At 55.8% G+C, this 25701-nt stretch carries 23 protein-coding genes and 2 pseudogenes; 14 read left to right on the top strand and 11 right to left on the bottom strand.

The window, feature by feature from the left end; genetic code table 11:
• The 5 genes and pseudogenes from APY94_RS02125 to APY94_RS02110 form a co-directional block, all read right to left on the bottom strand.
• A partial coding sequence (locus APY94_RS02125; protein ID WP_058938070.1) for an adenosylcobalamin-dependent ribonucleoside-diphosphate reductase occupies nucleotides 1–2494 on the bottom strand: 2494 nt, incomplete at its 3' end.
• A 223-nt stretch (nucleotides 2495–2717) separates the two neighbouring features.
• Nucleotides 2718–3906: pseudogene (locus APY94_RS02120) on the bottom strand (RNA-guided endonuclease InsQ/TnpB family protein).
• On the bottom strand, nucleotides 3903–4145 hold the full coding sequence (locus APY94_RS02115; RefSeq protein ID WP_058938069.1) for a hypothetical protein: 243 nt from the start codon (nucleotides 4143–4145) through the stop codon (nucleotides 3903–3905). Before APY94_RS02115 ends, APY94_RS02120 begins: the two are co-directional and overlap by 4 nt.
• Nucleotides 4146–4183: 38 nt before the next feature.
• Nucleotides 4184–4315 (bottom strand): annotated as a pseudogene (locus APY94_RS13815) (RNA-guided endonuclease InsQ/TnpB family protein); the annotation flags it as partial.
• Nucleotides 4316–4623: 308 nt separating this feature from the next.
• Nucleotides 4624–5619 carry a sugar phosphate nucleotidyltransferase gene (locus APY94_RS02110; RefSeq protein WP_058938068.1) on the bottom strand — a complete coding sequence of 332 codons (996 nt, stop codon included), beginning with the start codon at nucleotides 5617–5619 and terminating at the stop codon, nucleotides 4624–4626.
• A 91-nt stretch (nucleotides 5620–5710) separates the two neighbouring features.
• Between APY94_RS02110 and APY94_RS02105 the strand changes: the two genes are divergently transcribed.
• Nucleotides 5711–6673, top strand: coding sequence for an NAD-dependent epimerase/dehydratase family protein (locus tag APY94_RS02105; RefSeq protein ID WP_058938067.1), 963 nt, complete (start codon nucleotides 5711–5713; stop codon nucleotides 6671–6673).
• Here the strand turns inward: APY94_RS02105 and APY94_RS02100 are convergent.
• The 6 genes from APY94_RS02100 to APY94_RS02075 are packed head-to-tail and all read right to left on the bottom strand — an operon-like array spanning nucleotide 6655 to nucleotide 12301.
• Nucleotides 6655–7248: a hypothetical protein gene (locus APY94_RS02100; protein ID WP_058938066.1), complete on the bottom strand. Its 594-nt coding sequence runs from the start codon at nucleotides 7246–7248 to the stop codon at nucleotides 6655–6657. The genes APY94_RS02105 and APY94_RS02100 overlap by 19 nt on opposite strands.
• Nucleotides 7245–8525, bottom strand: coding sequence for a DUF58 domain-containing protein (locus tag APY94_RS02095; protein WP_058938065.1), 1281 nt, complete (start codon nucleotides 8523–8525; stop codon nucleotides 7245–7247). Before APY94_RS02095 ends, APY94_RS02100 begins: the two co-directional genes overlap by 4 nt.
• Entirely contained in the window at nucleotides 8522–9451 is a 930-nt protein-coding gene (locus tag APY94_RS02090) for an AAA family ATPase (protein ID WP_058938064.1), read from the bottom strand. The genes APY94_RS02095 and APY94_RS02090 overlap by 4 nt, the downstream gene beginning before the upstream one ends.
• Nucleotides 9448–10470, bottom strand: coding sequence for a DUF4350 domain-containing protein (locus APY94_RS02085; RefSeq protein WP_058938063.1), 1023 nt, complete (start codon nucleotides 10468–10470; stop codon nucleotides 9448–9450). Before APY94_RS02085 ends, APY94_RS02090 begins: the two co-directional genes overlap by 4 nt.
• Nucleotides 10467–10856, bottom strand: coding sequence for a hypothetical protein (locus tag APY94_RS02080; RefSeq protein ID WP_157065440.1), 390 nt, complete (start codon nucleotides 10854–10856; stop codon nucleotides 10467–10469). The genes APY94_RS02085 and APY94_RS02080 overlap by 4 nt, the downstream gene beginning before the upstream one ends.
• A complete protein-coding gene (locus tag APY94_RS02075; RefSeq protein WP_058938061.1) occupies nucleotides 10844–12301 on the bottom strand; it encodes an Ig-like domain repeat protein in 1458 nt (485 codons plus the stop codon). The genes APY94_RS02080 and APY94_RS02075 overlap by 13 nt, the downstream gene beginning before the upstream one ends.
• 66 nt (nucleotides 12302–12367) lie before the next feature.
• Here APY94_RS02075 and APY94_RS02070 point away from each other — a divergent pair, with 66 nt between their 5' ends.
• The 13 genes from APY94_RS02070 to cysC all read left to right on the top strand — a co-directional run bounded on the left by APY94_RS02070 (nucleotide 12368) and on the right by cysC (nucleotide 25691).
• Nucleotides 12368–13126 carry a hypothetical protein gene (locus tag APY94_RS02070; protein ID WP_058938060.1) on the top strand — a complete coding sequence of 253 codons (759 nt, stop codon included), beginning with the start codon at nucleotides 12368–12370 and terminating at the stop codon, nucleotides 13124–13126.
• Nucleotides 13117–13359, top strand: a complete 243-nt coding sequence (locus APY94_RS02065) for a hypothetical protein (protein WP_058938059.1) — start codon at nucleotides 13117–13119, stop codon at nucleotides 13357–13359. The genes APY94_RS02070 and APY94_RS02065 overlap by 10 nt, the downstream gene beginning before the upstream one ends.
• A 38-nt stretch (nucleotides 13360–13397) precedes the next feature.
• Entirely contained in the window at nucleotides 13398–14384 is a 987-nt protein-coding gene (locus APY94_RS02060) for a DUF1616 domain-containing protein (RefSeq protein ID WP_058938058.1), read from the top strand.
• A 93-nt stretch (nucleotides 14385–14477) separates the two neighbouring features.
• On the top strand, nucleotides 14478–15068 hold the full coding sequence (locus tag APY94_RS02055) for a TasA family protein (RefSeq protein WP_058938057.1): 591 nt from the start codon (nucleotides 14478–14480) through the stop codon (nucleotides 15066–15068).
• A gap of 30 nt (nucleotides 15069–15098) precedes the next feature.
• Nucleotides 15099–15926 (top strand): HAD-IIA family hydrolase, encoded by an 828-nt coding sequence (locus APY94_RS02050; protein ID WP_058938056.1) that lies wholly within the window; start codon nucleotides 15099–15101, stop codon nucleotides 15924–15926.
• The gene (locus APY94_RS02045) at nucleotides 15923–16357 is read left to right on the top strand and encodes a ferritin family protein (RefSeq protein ID WP_058938055.1); all 435 of its coding nucleotides are present in this window, start codon (nucleotides 15923–15925) and stop codon (nucleotides 16355–16357) included. Before APY94_RS02050 ends, APY94_RS02045 begins: the two co-directional genes overlap by 4 nt.
• Before the next feature lie 72 nt (nucleotides 16358–16429).
• On the top strand, nucleotides 16430–17740 hold the full coding sequence (locus APY94_RS02040) for an RNA-guided endonuclease InsQ/TnpB family protein (protein WP_058938054.1): 1311 nt from the start codon (nucleotides 16430–16432) through the stop codon (nucleotides 17738–17740).
• A gap of 946 nt (nucleotides 17741–18686) precedes the next feature.
• On the top strand, nucleotides 18687–21068 hold the full coding sequence (locus APY94_RS02035) for an STT3 domain-containing protein (RefSeq protein ID WP_058938053.1): 2382 nt from the start codon (nucleotides 18687–18689) through the stop codon (nucleotides 21066–21068).
• Between the two features lie 93 nt (nucleotides 21069–21161).
• Complete coding sequence (locus tag APY94_RS02030; RefSeq protein ID WP_014788819.1) at nucleotides 21162–21389, top strand: ribbon-helix-helix domain-containing protein; 228 nt, start codon at nucleotides 21162–21164, stop codon at nucleotides 21387–21389.
• 25 nt (nucleotides 21390–21414) lie between these two features.
• Entirely contained in the window at nucleotides 21415–22554 is a 1140-nt protein-coding gene (gene sat / locus APY94_RS02025; RefSeq protein WP_058938052.1) for a sulfate adenylyltransferase, read from the top strand.
• A 172-nt stretch (nucleotides 22555–22726) separates the two neighbouring features.
• Complete coding sequence (locus tag APY94_RS02020) at nucleotides 22727–23662, top strand: DHH family phosphoesterase (protein WP_058938073.1); 936 nt, start codon at nucleotides 22727–22729, stop codon at nucleotides 23660–23662.
• Between the two features lie 4 nt (nucleotides 23663–23666).
• Entirely contained in the window at nucleotides 23667–25097 is a 1431-nt protein-coding gene (locus APY94_RS02015) for an alkaline phosphatase family protein (RefSeq protein ID WP_058938051.1), read from the top strand.
• A gap of 48 nt (nucleotides 25098–25145) precedes the next feature.
• Nucleotides 25146–25691: an adenylyl-sulfate kinase gene (gene cysC / locus APY94_RS02010; RefSeq protein WP_058938050.1), complete on the top strand. Its 546-nt coding sequence runs from the start codon at nucleotides 25146–25148 to the stop codon at nucleotides 25689–25691.
• Nucleotides 25692–25701 lie beyond the last annotated feature (10 nt).

The raw sequence follows: 25701 nt of genomic DNA, 5'->3' as shown, positions 1-25701 counted from the left end.
CCTTCTCCTTGCCGTTGGTCCCGTTGAGTATCGCCTCCACGTTGATGAACTTGGCCAGCCCCGGCTCCGCCTCGACGACGGTCCTGAGCCTCTCGACGGCGTAGCTGCTCGGCTTGGCCTTGACGCGCTGCTTCTTCTCTCCCTCGACGCTGTAGACCTGCACCGAGAGCGATCCGTCGCGGTAGACGGTTATGCCCTTGCAACCGAGCTTGTAGGCGAGGAGATAAGCCGCCTTGACGTCCTCGACGGTGGCGTCGTTCGGCATGTTTATGGTCTTGCTGGCGCTGTCGGTAAGCCAGAGCTGGATGTTGGCCTGCGCCAGGAGGTGGTCGAGCCAGTGGATGTCCATGGAGGTTACGAAGACGCGCTGGAGGTCCTCAGGAATCTCCTCGAGACCCTGGACCGAGCCGTAGTTGTCGCTTATCTTCCTGAGTATCTCGTCGCTGTAGAGGCCGCGCTTCTTGAGTTCGGACTCGAAGACGGGGTCAACGTAGTAGAACTCACCGACGGTGACGCTCTTCTTATAGACGAGGGCGAATATGGGCTCGATTCCGCTGGAGGTGTCGGCTATCATCGAGACCGAACCCGTTGGCGGGCACGTTGTTACCATTCCGTTCCTTACGCCATAGCGCCTGATCTCTTCGGCCAGCTCGTCCCACGGCAGGTTCCATATCTCGCGGTGGTAGAAGCCCTCAACCGGGAGCTCGCCGTCCTTGTATTTGCTCTTTTCATAGAGCGGGAAGGTCCCGCGCTTCTTGGCCGCTTCGACGGAGTACTTGTAGGCGTAGAAGGTGAGGTACTCGGTGGCCTTTCTCATGAAGTCGTAGCCCTCTTTGCTGTTGTATGCTATGCCCAGCTTGAAGAGCGCATCAGCCAAACCCATCATTCCGACGCCTATTCTCCTCGTGAGCTTGGTGTTGCGGTCTATCTCGGGAAGCGGGAACTTGTTGACGTCGATGGCGTTGTCGAGGTACTTAGCGACCTTCTGAATGACATAGGCGTACTCGTCCCAGTCGAAGTACGGCTGGCCTTCCTCGTCGTACTTCACGAACTTTGCAAGGTTAATCGAGGCCAGATTACACGATTCGTAGTCGTAGAGCGGCTCTTCTCCGCATGGATTGGTCGCGCGGATTTTTTCGCCCTTTGCAGGCTCCAGAACGTTCCTCCTGTTGATGACGTCAAAGAATACCACACCGGGGTCTGCCTTCGCCCAGGCCATGAAGGCGAGCTCTTCGAAGAGGCTCTTGGGGTCTATCTCCTTGACCCTCTCGCCCGTCCTCGGGTTGACGAGCGGGTAGCGCTTGCCCTCCTTGAGGGCCTCCCAGAAGTCCTCCCAGATGCCGACGCTTATGTTGAAGTTGCTGAGCACGTTGGTTCCGATGTTCTTCTCCTTGGCGTGGATGAACTTTTCTATGTCCGGGTGCCAGACCTCAAGGATGCCCATGTTGGCGCCCCTTCTAACGCCTCCCTGTTTGATGACGTCGCTGACGGCGTCGATGAGGTGCATGAACGAAACTGGTCCCGAGGCGGCTCCGGTTGTTGTTCCGACCAAATCACCCTCTGGGCGGAGTTTTGAGAAATTAACGCCCGTTCCGCCGCCAGCTTTTTGTATCATGGCAACGTCGTGTGCCGCCTTCATGATGCTCTCCATGTCATCCTCTATCGGCACAACGAAGCACGCCGAGAGCATCCCGAGCGGCCTGCCCGAGTTGATGAGCGCCGGGCTGTTGGGCATGAAAACCTGGCTCGTCATCAGCCTGAAGTACTCCTCAACCTCGTCCTCGTATGAGTCAAAGGCCCCGTTTTCGAGCATTTCGACGACTTTCTCTATTGGGACCTTAATCTGGCCCTTCTCCGCCAGCTCGCGGTAGAGGTTGAGGAGCCTCTCGAAGTGGTATTTGTTGAGCTTGAACCTTCCGATGGAGAGCTTCCCGTCGTACTCGTCGAGGACTTTTAGATAGTGCTCCACCCTGCCCGGGTCCTGCTCATGGCCGCCCGCCCTGTCAAAAACGCGCTCGTCGTAGAGCAGGTCCGGAATGACAGCGAGAACAGCGACGCGCTCGAAGAGCTCCCTGGGGCTCTCAATTATCTCCCCCTTCTCGTTCTTTATCAGATAGCGTGAAGCAAGGACGCGGAGGGCGTTGATCGAGAAGCGCTTGTCTATCTCGTCCAGCCTGTCCTTGTTGAGTACCTTTTTCTTCTCCTCGCGTATCTCGGCCTTTCTCTTGCGGTAGAGGATGTAGGCCTTTGCCACGTCGAAGAGGCCGGCGCGCATGAGTTCGAGCTCGACTATGTCCTGAATGTTCTCTATGTGTGGGGTTTGGCCGTCGTACAGCTCGTTGACCCTTCTAACGACCCTTCTAACGACTTTATTGAGGAGCTTCTCGTCGCGAACGCCGACTTCAAGCATTGCCCTCTGTATAGCCCACTTTATACGCTCTTTATCGAACGGGACAATTCTGCCATCCCTTTTCATCACTTTTTCAACTGGCATATAAACACCCCTGACATACAGTTATCTATCGTTGCCCCTGTTAGGAGAAGCATCAGCGTAGCCCTATGATGCGCCCGGTAATATACCTTACCCCACCCAGTGTTGCCACGGTGACGAATTTTGACCTCAAAATTTGCCCGGAGGGTGAAGGGATAGAAAAATGGATGTCGGATAATTTATCCGAATATGACCTCCTCCCCGCTCTAGAGGGCGAGGGTTCGGCTTAACCCCTCGCTAAGGGCGGATAGGTTCGAGGGGTAATCCTCATCACCCCTTTTGAAGGGGGTTCGGAGAACCCCTCCGGGAGGGTCTTCCCCCAATTACCCCTACCTCCAGCCAAGGCTGGAAGGCTAGGGGTTATCTTTTCCACAACCTTCTTTAAAATATTAAACGCTCCAACAAGGTCGGCGTTCATAACAACATTCTTCCGAGACTTCCTTCAAGCGTTTAATGACAGTATTAAACCTCCACACGTGGGAGAGAAGGAAATTCTGCTTTTTACCATTATCAGAGTTTCTGGCTATTCCTTTGGGGTAACCAACGACGATTCTGTTAACTCCCAGCTGATAAAGCCTCTCGACAGTCTGCCTTACCGCAGTGTTGATGTAATGCTTGGCTTGTAGTTTAGCCTTCTCGTGCATTCTTTTGAGGTTCCTACTCGTTTTTGCTCCAGACTTGTTGAGTTTTGACTGGTATTCTGAAATCCTCTCCTGCCAGTAAAAGGCGATGCTCTTCAAGGGCCTTCCATTCACGAGGAAGCTTTCGCCGTTCTCAACGTAGACCGCCATTAAATTGTTCACTCCCAAGTCAATTCCCGCTGAAAGGTCGCCCAAGGGTTGTTTTGGAACTCTCACCCACTCGTCGTTGATTAGTTTTTCTTCCACCGTGATGTTGGTGTGAGCGTACCATTTTCGCTTTACCTCGTCGTAAGTTATCTCTAACCTTCCCTGCTTGCCCCTGAGGTAAATTTTCCCCTTGAATTGAATCCTCAATCTTCCAAATTTTCCAAGGCGCCTCAACTCGACGACGTTCCCGTCAATCCTGTACTGGTCGTTTCTGATGAGGATTATGAAGACTTTCTTACCGTTTTCTTCTCTAACAAAGCCGGGAGGTTTGGGCTTGAACCACTCCGGCAATTCTCCGTTTTTCTTCTTGTTGAGTTGGAAGAAGCTCCTCCAGCTTTCGGCGTTCTTTCTGGCTAATTGTTGAACCGTTGAACCACAATCCAGTTTTTGAACTCGTGATAGGCTTCCTTTTCCGTCCCGTTAAAATCAATCCTGCCGAATTCTTTGAATTGTTTTAAACGCTGGTAGTTCAGCTTGTTCCAGATTACTGCCGAAGCGTGAGCTAACTCGAAGAGGGTTTTCCTGCTCCTTGCTCGGCTGGAGTTTTACTGTTACTGAGCGCTTCATTGTTCCTCGCTTTCGGCTTTTTTAATCCAGAGTTTCATTGCCTCAGTTACGGCCATACCTAAGGCTCCTCTTATTTTTCCGTATTTTTTCGCCACGAGTTCTCTGAACTTTTTCTCGACATCATCATCAACTGATACGTTGATAACCCCTATTAGTCCACACCAATCAACATTAGTATGGTCTGGATTCATAAGCTTTTCGGGGAATGCTTTCCTACCTAGTGCTAACCTTTCAAACACTGTACCCCGCCCTAAAGGGCGAGGCTTGTTGAAAGAAAAATGTCAATCCCAACGAAAGCTTCAGGCTCGATTATTTCAACCTCCTTCGAAAAAACGACGTTTATGAAGACTCCTTTGGGCGTTCTCACCAACCACGTTTGCCCAACCTTCCAATCCTTAAACCTCTTGTGATTACCAACTACAAAACAGCCCCTTAACCGTGATGCCCTCAATGGAGTCCGTTATCTTTTTCTCTTGAAAACCCCGCCGTTTACGGCGGGGAGGAGGTCAGGACGAAGAAGTTCTCCCGTTTTCGATTTTCTCAACCAGCTCCCAGTATTCCGCTTTCCTTCCGAAAACCTCATCCATTGAAGCCTTTGGACGGGTATCAAAAGCACTAGACACCACCTGTTTCGGGTAGGTCCTGTCGTTAATAAGGATTGTGATCTAATACGACTCAAGGATAAAGAAGTAGACCCCACCCGAAACAGGTACGGTCTCACTCACCCCTCTGTATCTTTGCGTGCCCGCCGACGAGGCTCTTCCTGAGCTCGAGGTTTCTTATCTCGCACTTCTCGTCTATGATGGAGCGCCATATCGTGGAGTTCCTGATGACCGTGTTCCTGAAGACTATCGAGTCGCTTATGTCCGAGTTCTCTATGGTGCAACTCTCGCCGATGTAGGCGTAGGGGCCGATTATGGAGCGCCCCAGGATTTTCGCACCCCTCTTTATGACGACCGGCGGGATTATCTTGGCGTAGGGGCTTATCTGAATCTCCTCGACGTGGCTCTCCCGGAGGAGCGTCTTGAGGGCCTCCAGGTAGCTGTCGGCCGAGCCTATATCATACCAGTACTCGGAGAAGCGGTAGGCCTTTATCGGCTCGCCTTTGGAGAGGAGCCACTGGAGGAAGTAGCCGGGGGAATCGCGGTTGCCGTTGGAGAGGTACTCATCGATGCGCTCCATAACGACTTTTGGAAAGACGTAGACGCCGGTGCTTATTAGGGTCGAGCGCGGCTGGGCCGGCTTCTCCTCGAATGAGATCACCCTGTCCCCCTCAAGAACCACAACGCCGTAGCGCTTCGCCAGTTCGAGGTCGCCGACGTCGTAGACCGCTATCAGCGTCCTGCCGTCATAGGCCCTGAGAAAGTCCGTCAGGGAGAAGGAGAAGAGGTTGTCGCCGGCGATGACGAGGTAGTCGTCGAGGCCCAGCTCATCGACGGCCTTCTTCATGGCCCCTATCGTGCCGAGCTTCTCCTCCTCGTGGAGGGTATCCTCGACGATGAGCTCAACCCCCCGCTCCTCTGCGTAGGGGCGGAAGTGAGCCTCGAAGAAGCGGTTCGTGGAGATGTAGGTCTCAAGTCCAAGCTCCCCCACCTTCTCCAGTATGTAGTCGAGGATCACCCTGTTGCCAACGGGCAGCAGAGCCTTGGGGTTGTCCTTGGTTATGGGCCACAGCCTCGTCGCGTAGCCGCCGGCCATTATGAGGACTTTCATTGATTATCACCATCCAGGGGTTATCAAGACCGTCATAGGATGGGTCCAAACGTATTTAAATAATTTTGTCTCATCATCGGTGGTGGTACGAATGAAGGTCCTGGTAACGGGAGGTGCCGGGTTCATAGGCTCACACCTGGTGGACAGGCTGATGGAGCTCGGATGGGAGGTCAGGGTTCTCGACGACCTCAGTGCGGGCAGTCTGGAAAACATAAAGCGGTGGCTGAACCACGAGCGCTTTGAGTTCATCAAGGGAGACATGAGGAACCGGGGGATCGTTGAGGAAGCCGTTGAGGGCGTCGATGCCGTCTTCCACCTCGCGGCGAACCCTGAGGTTAGAATAGGTTCCCAGAGCCCGGAGCTGCTCTACGAGACAAACGTGCTGATAACCTACAACCTGCTCAACGCAATGAGGGGTTCAAGCGCCAGGTACCTCGTTTTCACGTCGTCCTCAACCGTCTACGGCGATGCATCCGTGATTCCGACGCCGGAGGACTACGCCCCGCTCGAGCCGATAAGCGTCTACGGTGGTGCCAAGCTGGCCGCCGAAGCTTTAATCAGCGGGTACGCTCACACTTTCGGGTTCAGGGCCCTGATCTTCCGCCTCGCCAACATCATAGGCGAGCGCTCCAACCACGGGGTCATCTACGACTTCATAAACAAGCTCAGGAAGAACCCGGGGGAGCTTGAGATACTCGGCGACGGCACCCAGAGGAAGAGCTACCTCCACGTGAGCGATACCGTTGATGGCATGCTCCACATCTTTGAGCACTTCAGGGGGAGCGACAAAACCGTCGACTTCTACAACCTCGGGAACGACGACTGGATAACCGTGAGGGAGATAGCGGAGATAGTCAGCGAGGGGATGGGCCTGGAGCCGGAGTTCCGGTTCACCGGCGGCGTCGATGGGGGCCGCGGCTGGAAGGGGGATGTCAAGTTCATGCGCCTGGGCATAGAAAAGGCAAAGGGAACCGGCTGGAGTCCGAGGCTCAACAGCTACGGCGCCGTGGAGAGGACGGTGAAAGAGCTCCTCGATCACATCGAATCCCCGTAGAGTCTGAAATCCACCCTTTTTCTCTCCCTCCAGCGCCACAGGAGGGCAAAGATCGAGAACGCCGCCAGCAGCGCGACCTGGGTCTCCGGGGTGTAGAGCTCATTACGCAGCACCCTTAGAGCGGCCAGCGCCAGTATCGGCAGGACCACCGCGGCAAGGGGCAGTCTGGAGGATGCTAAACCCCTCACGTCACTGCCCGGCACCAGGAGCAAAAGAACGCCCGCGATGAAGAGGGGCCAGTACACTATCCCAAGGAGCACCAGGGCGGCGGGGATTGCACCCTCTGGCCTAATCTCGCGGTAGTCCTTCGGAAGACTCGGAAGGAAAGTCAAGGACATCATCTCACGCAGGGCCATGAAGGATGGCAGGATGAGGAAGAAAACCGCCTTAACGGCCGCGTAGGAGAGGACGTCTCCGATGCGCACCTCGTTGAGGGCCAGAACACCGAATACAAAGTAGATCGCCAGGCCCCAGTCCCGCCGCTTCCACGAGGCCACGTAGGCCAGGGGCAGCAGGAGAACCGATCTGGCGCCCAGTGCCAGTCCACCGAGGAGGGCAACGAAGAGCCACATCATCCCAGTTCCCTCACGACTTCCCTCGCGTAGTCTTCAGGCCCGAGATCCACAGTGGGGACCAGGGAGTTGAACTTCCTGATCAGTTCTTCCCTCTCCAGGTACCTTTCATAGAGGATTTTAAGGGTTTCCTCATCCAGGGGGCCGGCATGGAAGAGCACTGGGTTTGGCGAGAGGATGGCTATTGTGTGCTTTTTCTTCAGCATCGAGATCAGCCTGTAGAGCCTGGACGTGTCGCTCATGAGGTCGGTAACTAAGAGGAGATGCGCCGGCTCCTTGATGCCCAGGAGAGCCTCCGCCAGGCCCGCCCTTCTGCGGGGAAAGATGCGCGAGAGGAAGCGCCTGCCTCTGGGGGAGAGCTCGCCAAGCCTTACCCTGAAGCCTGGCCTCCCTCCAGCCGGTCTGAACTCCAGAGCGTTCCGAATGCGGTTTACCTGCTCCTTCCCCGCGGAGGGGGGAACGAGTCTGAATCCGTCCTCGGAGTACACCACCAGGCCGACGCGGCGGTTTTTCATCACCAAGAGCGTGGCGAGGTAGAGAACCAGGCTGGTGGCGTAATCTATCCTGGCCCTCTTCACTCGCCGCCGCATGCCCCTGGTGGCGTCGAGAACTATGTAAACCGGGCTTTCCGTTTCGCGGAGGAACTCCCTAACTATCAGCTCGCCCAGCCTAGCGCTGGCCTTCCAGTCTATCTTCCTGAGGTCATCACCGGGATAGTACTCCCTGAGGCCGTGAACCTCCATGCTGTCGATACCAGAGGTGATACCCCTCTTCATCCTCTGGGCGATCCTAATGTTGGCCTCCTCCCTCGCGGCCTCGCGGATCGAATCGACCGACGGATATACCCTCAGCTCCCCCTCCCCCAGCCGAATCTCCTCGAAGTACATGCCGCTCGGATCGTAGAGGCGAAGGACCGTTGAGACGCGGTAGATGCCCTTCATGGAGGCCCGGGCGGGATAATCCACGACCCTGGACTCCCCCCGACCGAGGAAAAGCCAGACTGGACGGGACTCGACTTCCGGGGGAGTCTCGTTAAAGACCTCCACTCCCACCGGGCCCCCGGTGTTCTTAAGCTGGAGCCCAATCCTGAACTCCTCCCCCTCCTCCACCTCACCAGGAACCTCAACGGAGGCCTCCACAGAGGGTGAAAACGATGAGTCGTGGTGGAGAATGTACGCAACTAACCCCATCCCAAACATCGCGCTGAAGACGTCGGAAGTGAGGTAGCCGTGAACGAAGCCCAGTCCCGCGAGCGTCCACAGCACGTCCTCCCGCTTCATACAGGCACCTCAACGGAGTCAAGTATCTCCCTGACGACGGTCTCCGGCTTGAGGCCCTCCAGCTCGTACTCGGCCCTCACTATGAGCCTGTGGGCCAGGACGTTAACGGCAACGGCCTTTATATCGTCAGGTATGACGTACGTTCTGCCCTGGAGGAATGCCCTGGCCTTTGACGCGTAGAGGAGATGCTCACCAGCCCTGGGGGAGGCACCGATGAGCAGCCTGTCGTCGCTCCTCGTCCGCGAGATTATTTCGTATAAGTACTCAAGAACCGGCTCGCTCGTGCCGACCTTCCTGACCTCAAATATGAGGGCCTGAACCTGCTTGGCCGTGAAGACCTGTCTGACCTCGACGAACTTACCCCGGTCCTTTCTCAGGAGCATCTCAAGCTCCTCCCCCCTGTCGGGATAGCCCACTTTAACCCTGATCATGAATCTATCGAGCTGGGCTTCCGGAAGCGTATAGACGCCCTCGAACTCCAGGGGGTTTTTCGTGGCTATAACCAGGAACGGGCGGGGAAGCCTGAGTGTGTGACCCTCTATGGTAACCTGCCCCTCTTGCATGGCCTCCAGCAGAGCAGACTGGGTCTTGGGCTGGGCGCGGTTGATCTCGTCCGCCAGCACGACGTTGCCAAAGATGGGGCCCTTCTTTATCTTGAACTCGCCCGTCTTCTGATTGTAGTAGACGGTTCCGATTATATCCGCGGGAAGCAGATCCGGGGTAAGCTGAATCCTGGAGAACTTCAGTCCAATGGCCTGGGCAAAGCTCTTGGCTATTGTGGTCTTGGCCACCCCTGGGATTCCCTCCAGTATAACGTGGCCCTCCGCCAGGAGGGCTATCGCGAGCATCTCTATAACGTCATCCTTGCCGACAACGGCGTTGTGCATTTCATCCTTAAGCTTCTCAAGGAAGTCGGTACCCTTCATTTTCCACCACCCAGTTTTCTACCCGTCTCAATCTCGCGGACCATCTTTAAGAGTATATCCTCACGGTACCCCCTCTCGGCGAGGCGCCGAACCACCGCCTCGACGGGCTCGCCGGCCTCAGACGGAAGGACACGGGGAACCAGGGCCAGAATTTTTGTAACCACGAGCCAGGCAAGCCCGCTCTCCACAAAGAGGGCAATGAGCGCAACGAACAGGAAGACGTAGAAAATCGTCTCACTGTCCGCGCTCCTCCTTACAGTGATGTACCCCCTGTGGTAGAGGTTGAAGTTGGAATGGTGGGCCTCGTCGATGTAGACGGGCCCCGAAAAGGCGTAGTCGGCGAAGTTCCGTATAAAGTTCTCATTCAGCCCGTACATATCGTTTATGAAAACGCTCGGGTCCGAGAAAAGAACTATCCTTCCATCACCGTAATCCACCTCCGCCATAACGGGATACTGGGAGAAGTCGCTCCCCACTACCGCCACCTTGCTCGTGTAAATCTCACCCCCAACGCCCTGGAGAACGGATGGCACGTTCAGGATAACGCCGCTGACGTTCTCAGCCAGGGCCGGGTCGAGTATCCTTACCAGAACCGGAAAGTTCTCGTTTTTGTAGTAGAACACGTCCCGGTAGGGCTTGCCCGAAAAGCGGGCGCTCAGGCCAAGGCCCGAAAGTATCTCGTTCCCGGTTCCGAAGTCGTCCATCAGCACGAGCGTACCGCCGTTCTTCAGGAACTCCCGGATCTCGTCTATCTCCGCAGAGCTGTATCCCATATCAGGACCGATGATCAGGAGTGTTCCCCTTTTGCCGGACAGCCCGAAGGAATCAAATGGAGAGAACACCGGTACTATCTTTCCATCAGCGGTACCGTAGAGGAGCTTTCCAAACTTGGAACAGCCGTCCCAGCCGGTGTTGAGCACGCTGAACGGGGTGTTACTGGTGAACACTGGGATCGAGAGGGGGGCGATGACGAGGAACAGGCCGACCACCAGCAGTACCGCGTAAACTACTCGTCTCACAGCTCATCCCCCACAAAGAGCTTAAGGATGACGTTGGCGGTGGAGCGGATGAAGTCCACTATCTCCTCCGCGGTGAGCCTCCTCCCCGCGTAGGTGTAGCGCTCATGGTAGTCAGTGGCAGACGTGAGATGCCCCTCGAAGGGTTCCCCGCGGGCGAACGTCAGAAGCTCCCTTGGTGTGGTACTCCTCCGAAGGTTGTAGCGGGACAGCAGCCGCAGGTACACGTGCCGGTAGTACTCGTTAAGTCTCTTGCCGCGCTTTTTGCCTCCATCCTCACCCGCACGGAGAAGGGCCACCAGCTCCTCGTCGGTGATGCCCTCCCCCGCGGCCGTTCCACCCGAGAGCCTGCGGTAGATGAGCAGCGCCCCAACCATTACAACAACCACAAGAACAAACCGCAGGAGGGCGGTCCCGGAACGGCCTCAACCGAGAGAACGTTGGAGCGGGAGGGAGCGTAGAGCGAGTCCCCCGAAAAAACCGCGGCTATGGAGTGCATTCCCGCATCATCGAGAACCACGGAGACGTTGAACGGGGCCGAGGCGTTCACGACCGCACAGGTCGAGTTGTCGACGAGTATACTGACGGGAACCGGATGAGCGGAAGTCACGTTGACCGTAACTGTAAAGTTCCGCCCGACCCGAACCCGCTCCGGCCCACCCAGGGTTATCCTGAGGGGATACCGAGTGAAGAGGACGGAAATGTTCGCCCGGCTCGGCCCGTAAAGCCCGGAACCCGGGTACGTCATGACAACATGTACGGTGCCCTCGGCACCGCTAGTGACGTTGAAGCGGAAGTAGCCAAGCCGGTCGGTCCGCAGGATTGTTGTACCGCCGGGAACCCTAACAAAGACCTTCTCCCCGGCAATCGGCCTGCCAAGGTAATCCTGAAGAACCGCCGTCACCTGGAAGGGCCTTCCTATGTAGGCGCTCCCGTTGCCGGCCACTATTCTCGTTGGAATGCGGGTGACGTTTATCTCGACGGTGTTGGAGCGGACGGGGCTCCCGTTGAGGTAGCCCGTGGCAAAGACCCTGTAAAGGCCCAGTTCACCGAGGGTGTAGGCCCTGCTGAAGGAACCGTCCCTGACGAGAACGCCGGCTATGTCCTCGGAACCGCTTGGGGAAACCATGTGGAGGGTGACCGAGCCCATTCCCCTAACCAATCCGTAGACGGTGACGTTGGAGCCGATGGGAGGGGTATCATCCGAAACGTAGAGAACGAGCGGGCTCTCCGGGGGCTGGTACCTTCTGAGAAGGGCCTCATAGCGTTCGAACAGCCTCTCCACTTCGTCTAGGCTCCCCGCCAGCCCCAATGTGTCCAGGGTGACGTTGCCGGAGGACGTTCTGAAGGAGAGTCCGGCTATTTCGCCCAGGGCTTCCCTGGCACGGGAGACCCCCTCCATTCCAAGCTCAACACCATGGAGCGCCGGGAGGTAGGCGCTTGAGTTGCCGCCGGTAACCAAGGGGAAGTACTCGGTGAACTTAAGCTGACCCTCAACAATATCGACCATGGCGATGTAGAGATCAACGAAAGGGGGAAAGTATTCATCGAGCCTCGTGCTCACCCCCCTCTCCCTGTAAAGCAGCACCTCACGGGAGGTCTCGTTGACCGCGAACCCCAGCCTCTCAAGGTATCCCAGCGAAGCGTTGCTCTCATCGAGAACCGCGCCGGTTAGGGACTCAGAAAGGCCAATCAGGATAGAGAGAAAGTCGTAAATCCCACCATCGCTGGGTTGGGACTCCTCAACGGGCACCTGCCTTTCCAGGGCTAGCCCAAGGGGCGAGGTTAGAAGAAGCAGACCGATTATTACAGCAGGGATTATTAACCGCCTCATTGTCCCCAATCACCGTCGATTGGTAAACGTTTTAAATTTTTGCCCGGAGATGAAAGAGGTGAGCAGATGGAGCTGGAGCTCAACGCAAAGAACGCCGCAAGCGCCCTCCTCGCGGTGATCGGCGGGGCAACGGCCATCACCGGTGCAATCAGGGGAGATGTGGGACTCATAAACATCGGACTGGCGGGCCTCTTCCTCGGCGCCGTGGTCTTCACATTCAAAAGCCCCGGCTACGTCCACCGGGAGGGCTTCGAGGCGGTCATGAAATCCTACAGAAAGCTCCTCCTCAAGATGGTCGAGGATCTCGGCCTGGAGGGAAAGGCCGTCTACATACCCCCCTATGAGAACCTCCCGGAGGGCGGAACCTTCATTCCCCTGCGCGAGGACTTCGAACCCAGCCTTGGGAAGCTGGACAGCGAGACGGTTTTTCTCACGAACGTGAGCAACGAACGGGAGATGGGTCTCTCAATAAGGCCCACTGGGCTAGAGCTTGTGAGGGAGTTCGAGGACTTCTTTGAGGGCCCCCTCAACGGGACGGGAGCCGAGGTCGTGGAGAGTGTCGCGGGCTCAGTCCTGAGGGCGCTTAACCTCGCCAAAACCGTCTACATCGAGGAAACGGAAGAGGGGTTCAGGGTCGTGGTCAGACCTGAGTTCCAGTGCAGTCCAGAGGGCTGCGACCAGGTGGCCTGTCCAGTCTGCTCCTCGATAATGCTCTCCCTGGCCCGAGCCACCGGCAGGCTCATAGTCACCGAGAGCATCGAACGGAAAGAGTACGGAATTGAAGTGCGAGCCAGAACGCTCGGGGGAGTCGAAGAATGGATGTAGAGGACGGGGTAGTGCTGTTCATCTCCCTGTGGATCCTGACCAGCGCCCTCGCGGTCAAATCCGTGGACGTGTTCATAACGCTCACCCTGATAGGCCTCCTCGTGACGCTCGAGGTGGGCGGCCTCTTCCTCAGCAGGGAGAAGAAAGAGGAGATAAAACCCATCGTGGAGCTGCTGATATTCATGTTCGCCCTAATAGTGCTAAAGAAGGTCTATGAGGTGCTCTCGGGCTAACACGATTGTTGAAACCATAAAAGCAACAGGTGGACGAAATGGAGTGGAGAAAACACTGGGACACCATCACAATAATTGCCCTCTCGTTGTTCCTGGACTTCCTCATCGCGTTCTTTCCGGACAGCATCGTTAGAAAAGCCCTCGGCCTGGCGTTCGTTCTGTTCTTCCCGGGCTACGTCTTCATAACCGCACTATTCCCCGAGAAAAAAGAGCTCGACAGCCTTGAGAGGCTGGCCCTCAGCTTCGGTCTCAGCATCGCCATCGTTCCACTCATAGGACTGGCCCTCAACTACACGCCCTGGGGCATAAGGCTCACCCCCATCCTCGTCAGCCTAACAGTATTCAACACGGCCTTTGCCCTCACCGCAATCTACCGCAGGGAGACCGCGATCGAACCCTGGATACCCTGGATAACCATGGAGAGGGTTAAAAAAGAGCTCGAATGGGAGGAATCAAGCAAACTCGACAAAGCACTGACGGTTATTCTGATAATCGCCATAATAACCTCCATCGGAGCCCTCGCCTACGTCATAACTCATCCAAAGCCGGGAGAAGCGTTCACAGAGTTCTACATCCTCGGACCCGGGGGTATAGCGGACGACTACCCGACGGAGCTATTTGTCGGAGAGAACGGAACAGTGATAATCGGCATAGTAAATCACGAGCACAGGAACGTGACCTATTACGTCCAGATTTGGCTGGTCAACCTGACCTGGGACAACACGACCAACACCACCCTAATCCACGAGATGTACCCCATGCCCGGCTGGTTCAACGTGACCCTCCCCAATGTTCCAGTCAACATCGAAGGCAACTGGACACCCCAGTTCGAGACCAACTACACGTTCAGAATCGATAAGCCCGGCCAGTGGCAGGTCTGGTTCCTCCTCTTCAAAGATAAACCTCCAGAGCTTCCCCCCGCACCGCCCAACGGAAACTACGCCGATACGGACGCAAGGGACCTGATTCTCGAGGCAATTAACGGCACCATCCAGAGCCTAAAACTGAACATCCGCGTTAGTTGACGACCAAGCATTATTCTTATTTTCCCATACGAATAGAAAATCTTATAAGCAATCCCATCAAAAATCCAATGATAACCATTGTCGGTGGTCAATATGAAACCAAAGGCCGTCGTTATTTTGGGGATCCTGGCCGTCCTCCTAGCCACAACCGCGGGGAAGGCACTCTTTACGGACGCTGTAACGTCCAGAGGAACCGTGGAAACAGGGGAATTCTCAATAGGGATAAGCAAAGACGGATCCAAGTTCTACAGGGACGTGAAGGCATTTGAGTTCTCCGACATAAAGCCCGGGGACGAAAAAACCGTAGTCCTCACCGTGAAGAACAGGGGAGACATGCCGGTATCAAAGGTGTCTCTAACGTTCCACGTTCAGGACTACGAGGCAGGTGAACTTTCCCCCTCGGAGAAGACCGTCGACAATACGCCCGACAAAGGGGAGCTCAGCAAAAATCTGGTTGTAACTGAAGTGGCCGTTGAGGGGCCAAACGGTGAGCACACTGTGAAGGAGGCCGCTGGAGTAAGCTTAGCCGAGCTGAGCGGGAAGAATATCCCAATCTTCAGGGGTTCCTTAACCCCGGGACAAACCATGAGGATAAGGATACGCTTCGCCCTGCCCAAGACCGTTGGAAACGAATGCCAGACGGACGGGGTAAAGGTGAACCTGACGGTAAGCGCGGAGCAGTGAGCTTTTAAACCCCAACTCCATTCTTTTTTCATGCGGAGAAAAATCAGCCTGATCTTCGACATGGACGGCGTTCTCTACAGGGGGAACAAACCGGTTGACGGTGCCAGGGAGCTGATAGAATTCCTGAAGGACACGGGCGTTCCGTTCATCTTCCTCACCAACAACTCCACAAAGGACCCCTCCATGTACCGGGAGAAGCTCATCTCGATGGGGATAGACGTCCCCGAGGAGGCGATAGTAACCTCCGGCCTGGCAACGAGGCTCTACATGGAAAAACACCTTAAACCAGGAAAAATCTTCGTCATCGGCGGGGAAGGGCTGCGCAGGGAGATGGAGCGCCTCGGATGGGGTATCATTGGTGTCGATGAAGCCAGAAACGGCGGATGGAAAGAAGTCAAATACGTCGTCGTAGGGCTCGACCCGGAGCTGACCTACGAGAAGCTCAAGTACGCCACGCTGGCGGTAAGGAACGGCGCTGGGTTCATAGGCACCAACCCCGACACCACGTACCCCGCGGAGGACGGCATCCACCCAGGGGCAGGGGCGATAATAGCCGCGTTGAGGGCCTCAACGGGTGTGGAGCCGCTGGTGATAGGCAAGCCAAACGAACCGGCCTTCGAGGTGGCCAGGGAGAGGCTGAGGAGGTTCGGGGACGTTGATGAAATCTGGATGGTCGGCGACAGGCTCGACACCGACATCGTCTTCGCCAAACGCTTCGGCATGAAAGCCCTAATGGTCCTGACGGGCGTAAACACGCCGGGAGATATTGAGAAAACCGGCATAGCCCCAAACATCATCCTTCCGAGCGTGAGGGAGCTCCTCGACTACCTGAAGACCTTCGTGGAGGCATCGGAATGAGACTCGGGGAACTTCTTGAGAGGCTAGTCTGGCAGGAGAACGAGCTGTACAACCTCCATAAGCTCGGTGAGACCTTCGCCGCCTTCGAGAGGCCCGATCTGGTGGAGACATTTCAGCTGATGGCCGAGGAGGAGCTGAGGCACAGGAGAACCCTCGAGGCAATGCTCGCGGAGGGCAGTTTGAAGGGAACCGCGGTCATAGACTACCTCGACTCCCTGTCCCTCGAACCGATGCTGGGTGATGAGAGGGCAAAGCCCGAGAGCCTTGAGGAACTGGTGCTCGACGCCCTCGTGAGGGAGAAGCACGCCTACGAGCTCTACACAAAGCTCGCTCAGATAGTGGACGGTTCCCTGGGACACATATTCAAAATGATGGCCGGGGAGGAGCTAAAACACGCCTACCGACTTAAACTGGTCTACGAAACCCTTTGACAACCGCCCAACTGGCCCTTGAGCGGGAAAGCGATACTCTTTTAAGGCCTAATAACAATACCATACTCTGAAATGAAGAGGACAGTAACCATCAAACTCCAGCCCTCAAAAGAGCAGGAGAAAATCCTTTTCGAGTTAGCTCACGCTTCGGCAGTAATCTGGAACAAGCTGAACTACCAGCGTTTAAAACAATTCAAAGAATTCGGCAGGATTGATTTTAATGGAACAGAAAAAGAAGTTTACCACGAGTTCAAAAACTGGATTGGCAGCTCAACAGTCCAGCAGTTAGCGAGGAAGAACGCTGAAAGCTGGAGGAGCTTCTTCCAACTCAACAAGAAGAAAAACGGAGAATTGCCGGAGTGGTTCAGACCAAAACCTCCCGGCTTTGTTAGAGAAGAAAACGGTAAGAAAATTTTCATAATCCCCATCAGAAACGACCAATACAGGATTACCGGGAACGTTATTGAGTTGAGGCGCCTCGGGAAGTTCGGAAGACTGAGGATTCAATTCAGGGGAAGAATTTACCTTAAGGGCAAGCAGGGGCGGTTAGAGATAACTTACGACGAGGTAAAGCGGAAATGGTATGCTCACGTTAGCTTCACCGTTGGAGAGAAGCTAATCAACGGCGAATGGGTGAGAGTTCCAAGGCAACCCTTAGGAGACCTCTCGGCGGGTATTGACTTGGGAGTAAACAACCTGATGGCCGTTTACGTTGAGAACGGTGAGAGTTTTTTGGTCAATGGAAGGCCCTTGAAGAGCATCGCCTTTTACTGGCAGGAGAGGATTTCAGATTACCAGTCAAAACTCAACAAGTCTGGAGCAAAAACGAGTAGAAAACTCAAAAGAATGCACGAGAAGGCCAAGCTCCAAGCCAAGCATTACATCAACACTGCCGTGAGACAAACTGTCGAGAGGCTTTATCACCTCGGAGTTTCGAGGATTGTGGTTGGTTATCCTAAAGGCATAGCCCGGAACTCTGAGAAAGGCAGAAAGCAGAATTTTCTCCTCTCCCACGTTTGGCGGTTCAATTACGTTATCAAACGTCTCAAGGAAGTCTCGGAAGAATATGGTATTCTGGTTGTGGTTGTTGATGAGGCTTTCACTTCCCAGCTTTGCCCTCTCTGCGGCCAACGCCATTCTAATGCCCGCTTTGTTAGGGGTTTATTTAAGTGCCGTGGGAAGGGTGTTGTTATGAACGCCGACCTTGTTGGAGCGTTTAATATTTTGAAGAAGGTTGTGGAAAAGATAACCCCGAGCCTGCCGGGTTTGACGGCGGGTAGGGGTAATTGGGGGAAGACCCTCCCGGAGGGGTTCTCCGAACCCCCTTCAAAAGGGGTGGTGAGGATTACCCCTCAAACCTCCCCGCCCTTAGCGAGGGGTTAACTCGTTGGAACCCTCGCCCTTCAGGACGGGGAGGAGGTCATAAGAACCTTAACCTGCTTCTCAAGAAGCTCGTTAACTACGGTTTTCTGGAGCATGCGGGAAGGGAGTACCTCATTCCGGACCCGGTGATCAGGAGGCTCTTCCAAACGTGATGTTATCGGACTGTCTTTTAATGGACGTTAGAAGGAGTGAGGAGCGCCGTACAGACGAGGCAGGAGTGAAGTTCCACTCTTGACGGACCTTTCCCTAGTTAGTGATCCCGTGACCATCTCAGATCATGGAACCACCGTTTGGGTTGGGCCTGCTCGGAGTGAAGCTTTCGCTTCAGTCTCCCCTGCACAGCACTCCTCATATAGTATTAGGTGCTTTAACTATATAAACCTTTGCTTTTATTTAATGCAAAATTTTTTTGAAATAACTCGAAATAATTCTAACCTCCGGTGGGCCATTTCCCGCGCTCAACTGTGCGGGCCATCCGGTGGTTGCGCAACACTTTTATTACCTGCCGATGCTGACCTCCTTCCTGCCGTGAGGGGCGAGGGTTCGGCTTAACCCCTCGCCAAATGGCGGGAAGGTTTTCGGGCACTCATTCACCTACTCCTGTCACCGGTTTTGGCTCGGCCCGAGGGCACGGTCTCGCGCCCGTTACCCTGCCGGCAAAACCAGATCGGGGTTATCACCTAAGGCCACCCCACAGAGTTCTTAACCGCTCGAAAGCGGTTTTTGAAAGGACGCTTAACAGCGTCTTCCTCCCTGGGACGGGAGGACACGCTGAAACCCTCTTTGAGTGGCCTCTCCGAGGCCTTACTACACCCCAAAGTTTAAAAGGGTTTCGACTGCTTAAAGAATGGATTACCGATTACCGCATCCCCGCCCTGAAGGGCGAGGCTTTCAGAAGAAAAAAGGTAATGGACTGGGGATAAATCGGTGTGAGAGGGGAGCTTTAATGGGACGGTTGTGGAGGTCTGAAACGGCATCCGTTTTTTACAGGAGGCTCATCGAGCCGAAGTTCGCGGCCACCATCATAGCCGTTATCACCCTCGTTGTCAGGCTCCTCCCCATGCGCTTTGAGTATCTCCTCGGCTACGACCCATACTTCCACCTCGCCTACATCAGGTACTCCCTGGAGAGGGGGGAGTGGGTGAACTTCATCACCTACGCTGGAGGGCCGTGGGGGTACCAGATTTCCGGGTTCCATCCCTTAGGCCTCTGGATGACGCCCGCCTACTTTTATAAATTCCTCTCCCTCTTCGGCGTTTCGCTCTACAACGCCTTCAGGATAACGCCCGTTATCTTTGGGGTTCTCACGGTGGTTTTCACTTACCTCACCGTGCTGAGGCTCCACGGTAAAAGGGAGGCCTTTCTCTCGGCCTTTATCTTGGCCGTGAGTTTCGGCCACGTCTTCCGCTCGATGGCCGGCTACTACCGCGGCGACAACTACATGCTCTTCCTCTATAGCGTGGCTCTCCTTGGAACCGCCGTTCCCCTTTCCCTCAGAGGGCCCAAGTGGCGGAACGTCCGGCTGGTCCTCTACCTCTTTCCCGGGATCTTCGCCGGCCTTTCCGCGGCCTTCTGGCAGGCTTACTACCCAATATTCGCCCTCGTTACCTCCAACGCCCTGCTCATCGCGGTTGGTGGCTTCCTTCTCGGGAGGGACAGGTACCTGAAAGACGCGCTAGTTCTCATAGCATCCCTGGCCGCCGGCGCCCTTCTGGCAAACTCAATAGGCTCCCACCTTGGGTACGGTATGGTGGGCGCCACCCACTGGCTCGGCAGAAAGCTGGCGGAGGAGCTCGGGATTCAGTTTGGATTTATCGGGGACCTCTTCCTTCTGCTGTATCTTAAATACATCATTCCCCTGACAGCTGCGGCGGTTCTTGTCCTCCTGGTGCTCTCCAGGCTGGTTAGGGACAGACGGGTCAGGGGTGCGGTTGTTCTGCTTGGAGCCGTCGCCTCCGTCTGGCTTGCTTTCAGATACTACGGGATCCTAAACGATGCCCTCCTCCGTCTGTTCCCCACCAGCCCGATATCCGAGACCCAGAGAACGACCTTTGGGGACTGGTGGGAGGCTTACGGCATCTCCGGACTGATGGTGCCCCTCTTCCTCTTCCGCTTCCTCAAACGGCCCAGGGTGGGGGATTTCCTCCTCCTCGGCACCGCGCTCGTCATGATACCGATGGCCGTCGTCTGGACCAGGTTCCTCTTCATATCCTCCCTCGCGGTGGCCGCCATGGCCGGCATCGGGCTGGTGGCCCTCTATGATACGATGGGTGCTTTGATTGAGGGTCTCTCTGAGGATAAACGGAGATGGCTCTCCGCCGCTCTCTCCCTCCTTCTGATTGGCGTCCCCCTAATATCCGCATACCAGGGAACCAGTACAACGCTGAGCGTCCACCCCTTCATGACGGAGGAATGGGAATCCGCGCTGACTTATCTAGGCAAAATCTCCAACCCCAACGACGTCGTCATGACCTGGTGGGATCAGGGCCACTGGGTGACCTACTATTCAATGAGACCCCCCGTTGCGCAGGGTGGCCCCAGTAAATGGGTGGCCCAGTACTACCTTGGCCTCAAGGGGGAGAAGGACCTGATGAAGCCTGGAGTGGACTACGTCATCGTCTCCTACGACACCCTGACGAAGTTCGGGGCGGTCGTCGATACCGCGGGTGCCTCCTCCGGAGACTACGTCCTGATGGTTCTCCCCTGGGCGGGTTCCTACGGCAACCTCATGGTGTTCTCCAGAGGTCCCTACTCGGTCATGGCGGCCCCAGGAGATATGGAGTGGGACGTCAAGGTTCGTGCCGGGAAGGGCGTCGTGATACCCAAGAGGGCGTTCGTTGAGCGGGGGAACGTCGTTAGGGAGGTGAACGTCTCGGGAGCCCCAACGGCCGATGCCTACGTTTACATTAACCTGAACTACGGCTACGCCGTGCTGATGAACGGCAGGGCCTTTGACACCCCCCTGGCGCGGCTGATGTTTACCGATGACTATTCCGGGAATTACACCCAGGTTTACTCCGACGGCGGCTACGTGAAGATCTTCAGATTCGAGCACCCGAACGTCGCCGTTGCCGCGGAGAATGGCTCCGTCGTTCTCAGGTTCACCAACGCCACCGGAACCGGCCTCGGCATCTACGGCTACCTCGATAACGGCACGCTCGTCTTCAAGAAGTGGTACGGCGTCGGGGGGAAGGATGCGTTTGTTCTTCCCACGGACATCAACGGGAGCGCCGTCGTGAGGTACGTCTACGTCCGGAAGAAGACGGTGCTGGATAGGGGGGTTTTCAGGATAGACGATGTACTATTTGGTGCAAGTGATACGGATTAATGTTTCTGATTCCACTATTTTCCGAAATCTTTATATTGTACGTTCCCGCTTAATTAAATGTAATTAAATATAATTAAAACTGGGGTGTTTGCCATGGCTGAGGAGAAGAAGTACACCACTGTTTCCATACCCAAGCCCCTCTACGACAAGATTAAGGCCAGGATAGAGGGAACCGGCTTCACCTCGGTGTCGGACTACGTCACCTACGTCCTCCGCGAGGTTCTGGCGAGCCTCGAAGAGGAGGAGAAGGAGGAAGTCTTCACCGAGGAGGAGGAAGAGAAGGTCAAGGAGAGGCTTCGCGCCCTCGGCTACCTTGACTGAGGTCTTTCCTTTTTGAGGTGATACCATGGTTTCAAAGCCGCACGGCGGAAGGCTCGTCAGAAGGCTCGTTGCCGAGAGGACCCGCGAGAGGATTCTGAGCGAGCAGAAAGAATATCCCCGTGTCCAGATAGAGCATGGAAGGGCAATAGACCTTGAAAACATCGCCCACGGCGTTTATTCGCCCCTCAAGGGCTTCCTCACGAGCGACGACTTCGAGAGCGTCCTCGACCACATGCGCCTGAGCGACGACACGCCCTGGACGATTCCGATAGTGCTTGACGTGAGGGAGAGAACCTTCGACGAGGGCGACGCGATACTCCTGTATTACGACGACCTGCCAATAGCTAGAATGCACATCGAGGAGATTTACACCTACGACAAGAGGGAATTCGCGGTCAGGGTCTTCAAGACCGACGATCCAGCTCATCCAGGCGTCGCCAGGGTCATGAACATGGGAAGCTATCTCGTCGGTGGCGAGATAGAGCTCCTCAATGAAGTTCCAAACCCCTTCGCCAAGTACACCCTGAGACCGGTTGAAACCAGGGTTCTCTTCAAGGAGCTCGGCTGGAGGACCATCGTTGCCTTCCAGACGAGGAACGCCCCCCACGTCGGGCACGAGTACGTCCAGAAGGCGGCGCTGACCTTTGTAGACGGCCTCTTCATCAACCCCGTCCTCGGTAAAAAGAAGAAGGGTGATTATAAGGACGATGTCATAATCAAGGCCTACGAGACGCTATTTGAGCACTACTACCCGAAGAACGCCGCGACCTTAGCGACCGTCCGCTATGAAATGAGGTATGCTGGCCCGAGGGAAGCCATCCACCACGCCATCATGAGGAAGAACTTTGGAGCAACGCACTTCATCGTCGGAAGGGATCACGCCGGCGTCGGCGACTACTACGGCCCCTACGAGGCGTGGGATACCTTCGAGAACTTCCCCGACCTCGGCATAACCCCGATGTTCATCAGGGAGGCCTTCTACTGCAGGAAGTGCGGCGGCATGGTCAACGCCAAGATATGCCCCCATCCAAAGGAGTTCCACGTCCACATAAGCGGAACCAAGCTCAGGAAGATGATAATGGCCGGGGAGCAGCCGCCGGAGTACATGATGAGGCCGGAAGTCTTCGAGGTCATCAGGAGCTTTGAGAACCCCTTTGTGGAGTGAAAGCAGTCGCAATTTTCTTTATTACTCCCTCTTAGTGGTGCGTGAGATGGAAAAGGCTGAAATGGGCATAGCAGACGTGATTGAAAGGTTCAGCAGAAAATTGGAGAATGACGTCCTTAAGGAGTTCCTGACCGAGAGGTCTCAGTTAGAACAAGCTTTGGAGGAACATCCCATGCACCTGATAATCCACCACTGGGACACCGATGGGATAACCTCAGCGGCGCTTCTCGTAAGGGCACTGGAAATGGAAGGGTTCACCAACATGACGGCACCGATAGGGGAGTTCAGGTTTGACGAGAGAATATGGAATGCGATAGAAAAAGCCGATAGACTCTACGTCCTCGACTTCAACGTGCCTAATGAAGTCGAGAAGGTCAAAGTTCCGACGCTCTTCATAGACCACCACACCCAGCCGAGGATAAAGAACCCGCTTGTTGAGCAGATCAACCCCTCGCTGGGTGGGAAGTACTTGCCAGCCAACTCCCTCGTCGTCTCGGAGCATTTTGGAATATGGAACGCCTGGAGCGCCCTCGGCGCCGTTGGAGACGTGGGAGAGAAGGCCTTTGAGCTGGAGATTATCAGAAAGCTCCTGGGTAGGGAGGGAATCTCGCGGGAAGAGGCCTTAAGGCTCGTCGAGCTCATCGATTCGAACTACATAACGATGGACAGGGAGGCCGTGGAGGAAGCTGTTGAGGCTCTCCTGAGCCATCCTATCAAGGAGCTCCTTGAATACGAGCCGTGGGTGAAGAAAACGGAGGCGATCAGGGAGGCCATAGATGGTGCAGTTTCAGGCGTTGAGGAGCGGAACGGCTTCGCCATCGTTCACTTTGAGAGTCCCTTTAACATCATCTCCAAGGTCGCGAGGAAGCTCGTCTGGGAGCTCGGTTACAGGGGCGCGGTGGTCATCAACGGGAACTTCCACGGAAAGGCGCAGGTATACTTCCGAATCTCCCCGGAGGAAGCCCAAAGGATAGACATGGCCGGGGTCATCGCCAGGGTTAAAGCCCTCGGCACCAACTCCGGCGGCAAGAGGGAGGTGCTGGGGTGCATATGCGAGAGGGATAAAATCGGAGATGTTCTCACAATCATCAACGAGTACCTGGGGTGAGGTTATGGAGTTTGAAAAAAAGGTTAAGGAGGGAATGGAGCGTACGAAGAAAGTCCTCGTCATAGGCCTCGATTCGGCCCCGCCGGAGCTGCTGTTCAACCGCTTCATTGAGGACATGCCCAACGTGAAGAAGCTCCTGGAGAAGTCCGTCCACGGCCCGATGCAGACGGGAATACCGGCGATAACCATTCCAATGTGGATGGTGATGGTCACCGGAAAAACGCCGGGCGAGCTTGGCCTCTACGGCTTCAGGCACAGGACGGGCTACAGCTACACCGACTACTGGATAGCCCACAGCAAGAAAGTTAAGGAGCCGACCGTGTGGGGCTACCTCGGCGAGCGCGGAAAGAAGTCGATAATCGTCGGCGTCCCGCCGACCTACCCGCCGAAGCCGATCAACGGCCACCTCGTGAGCTGCTTCATAACCCCCGATGCCAGCGTGGACTACACATACCCGAAGGAGCTGAAGGGGGAGATAGAGCGCCTGGTCGGGGAGTACATCTTCGACGTCCCCTTCAGGAGGGAAGCCAAGGACGAGGTCAGGGACGGCATCTGGGAGATGACGGAGAAGCGCTTTGAAGTTATAAGGTACCTCCTCCAGGAGAAGGAGTGGGACTACTTCCACTTCGTCGAGATAGGCCTCGACAGGCTCCACCACGCCTTCTGGCGCTACTTTGATGAAAACCACCACCTCTACCCCGGAAAAGGCAACGAGTACGAGAACGTCATCCCGGACTACTACAGGCTCCTGGACAAAGAGATAGGAAAAACGCTTGAGCTCATCGACCTCGACGAGACGGCCGTCTTCATCGTTTCTGACCACGGCATAAAGGCCATGCACGGCAACTTCGCGGTGAACCAGTGGCTCGCTGAGGAGGACCTGCTGAAGGTGAAGAACCCCGAGGCCCTCCACGACGGAAAGGTCAAGCGCTTCGAGAGCCTTGAGGTTGACTGGAAGGAAACCACCGCCTGGGGCTGGGGCGGCTACTATTCCAGGGTTTTCCTCAACGTCCTCGGAAGGGAGAAGGCTGGAAAGATACCGCTCTCGAAGTTCGAGAAAGTCAGAGACGAGGTCGCGGAGCAGATCAGGTCAATCCGCGGCCCGAACGGCGAGAGGTGGGACACGAAAGTCTTCTACCCGGAAGATATCTATCCGATAGCGAAGGGAAGCAAGCCGGACATAATGGTCTACTTCGACAACCTCAACTGGCGCGCGGCAGGAACCGTCGGCCACCCGAGCAATTATCTACCGGAAAACGACACCGGACCGGACGACGCCAACCACTCCGAGTTCGGAGTGTTCTCGATGTATCTGCCGGGCTTCGACGAGAGCAAAGCAACGCAGCTGACAATCTACGACTTCGCCCCAACCGTGCTTAAGCTCTTTGGCATAGAGGAGCCTCTCGCGGGGATGCACGGGAGGAGCATCCTCTGAATTTCCTCTTCCATCTGAATCCAACCGATGAAACCGGAGGGAGCTGAAATGACCGGGCTTCAAAACCTTGAGAAGGGATTCACAATCTGGCTCACCGGGCCAAGCGGGGCCGGAAAGACGACTCTGGCCGTTAAGCTCGCCAGGAAGCTCGGGGAGCTCGGCTACCGCGTCGAGATACTCGACGGAGACACCATAAGGAAGACCCTCTACCCGGAGCTCGGCTTCTCGAAGGAAGCGAGGGAGATGCACAACAGGGTTGTAATCCACATGGCCAAGCTCCTCAGCAGGAACGGGGTCATAGCGATAGTCTCGCTGATATCGCCCTACAGGGCCGTCCGCGAGTACGCGAGGAAGGAGATTGGCGACTTCATCGAAGTCTACGTTTACGCCCCCCTGGAGGTCAGAATTCGGCGCGACCCCAAGGGGCTTTACGCTAAAGCATTGAGGGGCGAGATAAAGGGCCTCACCGGCTACGACGGCGTTTACGAGGAGCCAGAGAACCCGGAAGTGAGGGTCGACTCCTCGAAGATGACGCCGGAGGAGGAGGTCGAGGCAGTAATAGAGAAGGCCAGGGAGCTCTGCTACCTGCCCTGACTCTCGGGGG

Origin of the sequence: Thermococcus celericrescens (genome assembly GCF_001484195.1) — an archaeon.
In the GTDB taxonomy this organism is placed as follows: domain Archaea; phylum Methanobacteriota_B; class Thermococci; order Thermococcales; family Thermococcaceae; genus Thermococcus; species Thermococcus celericrescens.
Note: the sequence above shows the minus strand (reverse complement) of the source record. Positions and strands in the feature narration are given on the sequence as shown.

Bases quoted from the DNA above. Each gene is read 5' to 3' on its own strand.
- APY94_RS02040 (WP_058938054.1), top strand. From the start codon at position 16,430: ATGAAGAGGACAGTAACCATCAAACTCCAGCCCTCAAAAGAGCAGGAG.
- APY94_RS02055 (WP_058938057.1), top strand. From the start codon at position 14,478: ATGAAACCAAAGGCCGTCGTTATTTTGGGGATCCTGGCCGTCCTCCTA.
- APY94_RS02060 (WP_058938058.1), top strand. From the start codon at position 13,398: ATGGAGTGGAGAAAACACTGGGACACCATCACAATAATTGCCCTCTCG.
- APY94_RS02015 (WP_058938051.1), top strand. From the start codon at position 23,667: ATGGAGTTTGAAAAAAAGGTTAAGGAGGGAATGGAGCGTACGAAGAAA.
- APY94_RS02070 (WP_058938060.1), top strand. From the start codon at position 12,368: ATGGAGCTGGAGCTCAACGCAAAGAACGCCGCAAGCGCCCTCCTCGCG.
- APY94_RS02020 (WP_058938073.1), top strand. From the start codon at position 22,727: ATGCACCTGATAATCCACCACTGGGACACCGATGGGATAACCTCAGCG.
- APY94_RS02045 (WP_058938055.1), top strand. From the start codon at position 15,923: ATGAGACTCGGGGAACTTCTTGAGAGGCTAGTCTGGCAGGAGAACGAG.
- APY94_RS02035 (WP_058938053.1), top strand. From the start codon at position 18,687: ATGGGACGGTTGTGGAGGTCTGAAACGGCATCCGTTTTTTACAGGAGG.
- APY94_RS02100 (WP_058938066.1), bottom strand. From the start codon at position 7,248: ATGATGTGGCTCTTCGTTGCCCTCCTCGGTGGACTGGCACTGGGCGCC.
- sat (WP_058938052.1), top strand. From the start codon at position 21,415: ATGGTTTCAAAGCCGCACGGCGGAAGGCTCGTCAGAAGGCTCGTTGCC.
- APY94_RS02110 (WP_058938068.1), bottom strand. From the start codon at position 5,619: ATGAAAGTCCTCATAATGGCCGGCGGCTACGCGACGAGGCTGTGGCCC.
- APY94_RS02095 (WP_058938065.1), bottom strand. From the start codon at position 8,525: ATGAAGCGGGAGGACGTGCTGTGGACGCTCGCGGGACTGGGCTTCGTT.
- APY94_RS02065 (WP_058938059.1), top strand. From the start codon at position 13,117: ATGGATGTAGAGGACGGGGTAGTGCTGTTCATCTCCCTGTGGATCCTG.
- cysC (WP_058938050.1), top strand. From the start codon at position 25,146: ATGACCGGGCTTCAAAACCTTGAGAAGGGATTCACAATCTGGCTCACC.
- APY94_RS02075 (WP_058938061.1), bottom strand. From the start codon at position 12,301: ATGAGGCGGTTAATAATCCCTGCTGTAATAATCGGTCTGCTTCTTCTA.
- APY94_RS02030 (WP_014788819.1), top strand. From the start codon at position 21,162: ATGGCTGAGGAGAAGAAGTACACCACTGTTTCCATACCCAAGCCCCTC.
- APY94_RS02050 (WP_058938056.1), top strand. From the start codon at position 15,099: ATGCGGAGAAAAATCAGCCTGATCTTCGACATGGACGGCGTTCTCTAC.
- APY94_RS02105 (WP_058938067.1), top strand. From the start codon at position 5,711: ATGAAGGTCCTGGTAACGGGAGGTGCCGGGTTCATAGGCTCACACCTG.
- APY94_RS02090 (WP_058938064.1), bottom strand. From the start codon at position 9,451: ATGAAGGGTACCGACTTCCTTGAGAAGCTTAAGGATGAAATGCACAAC.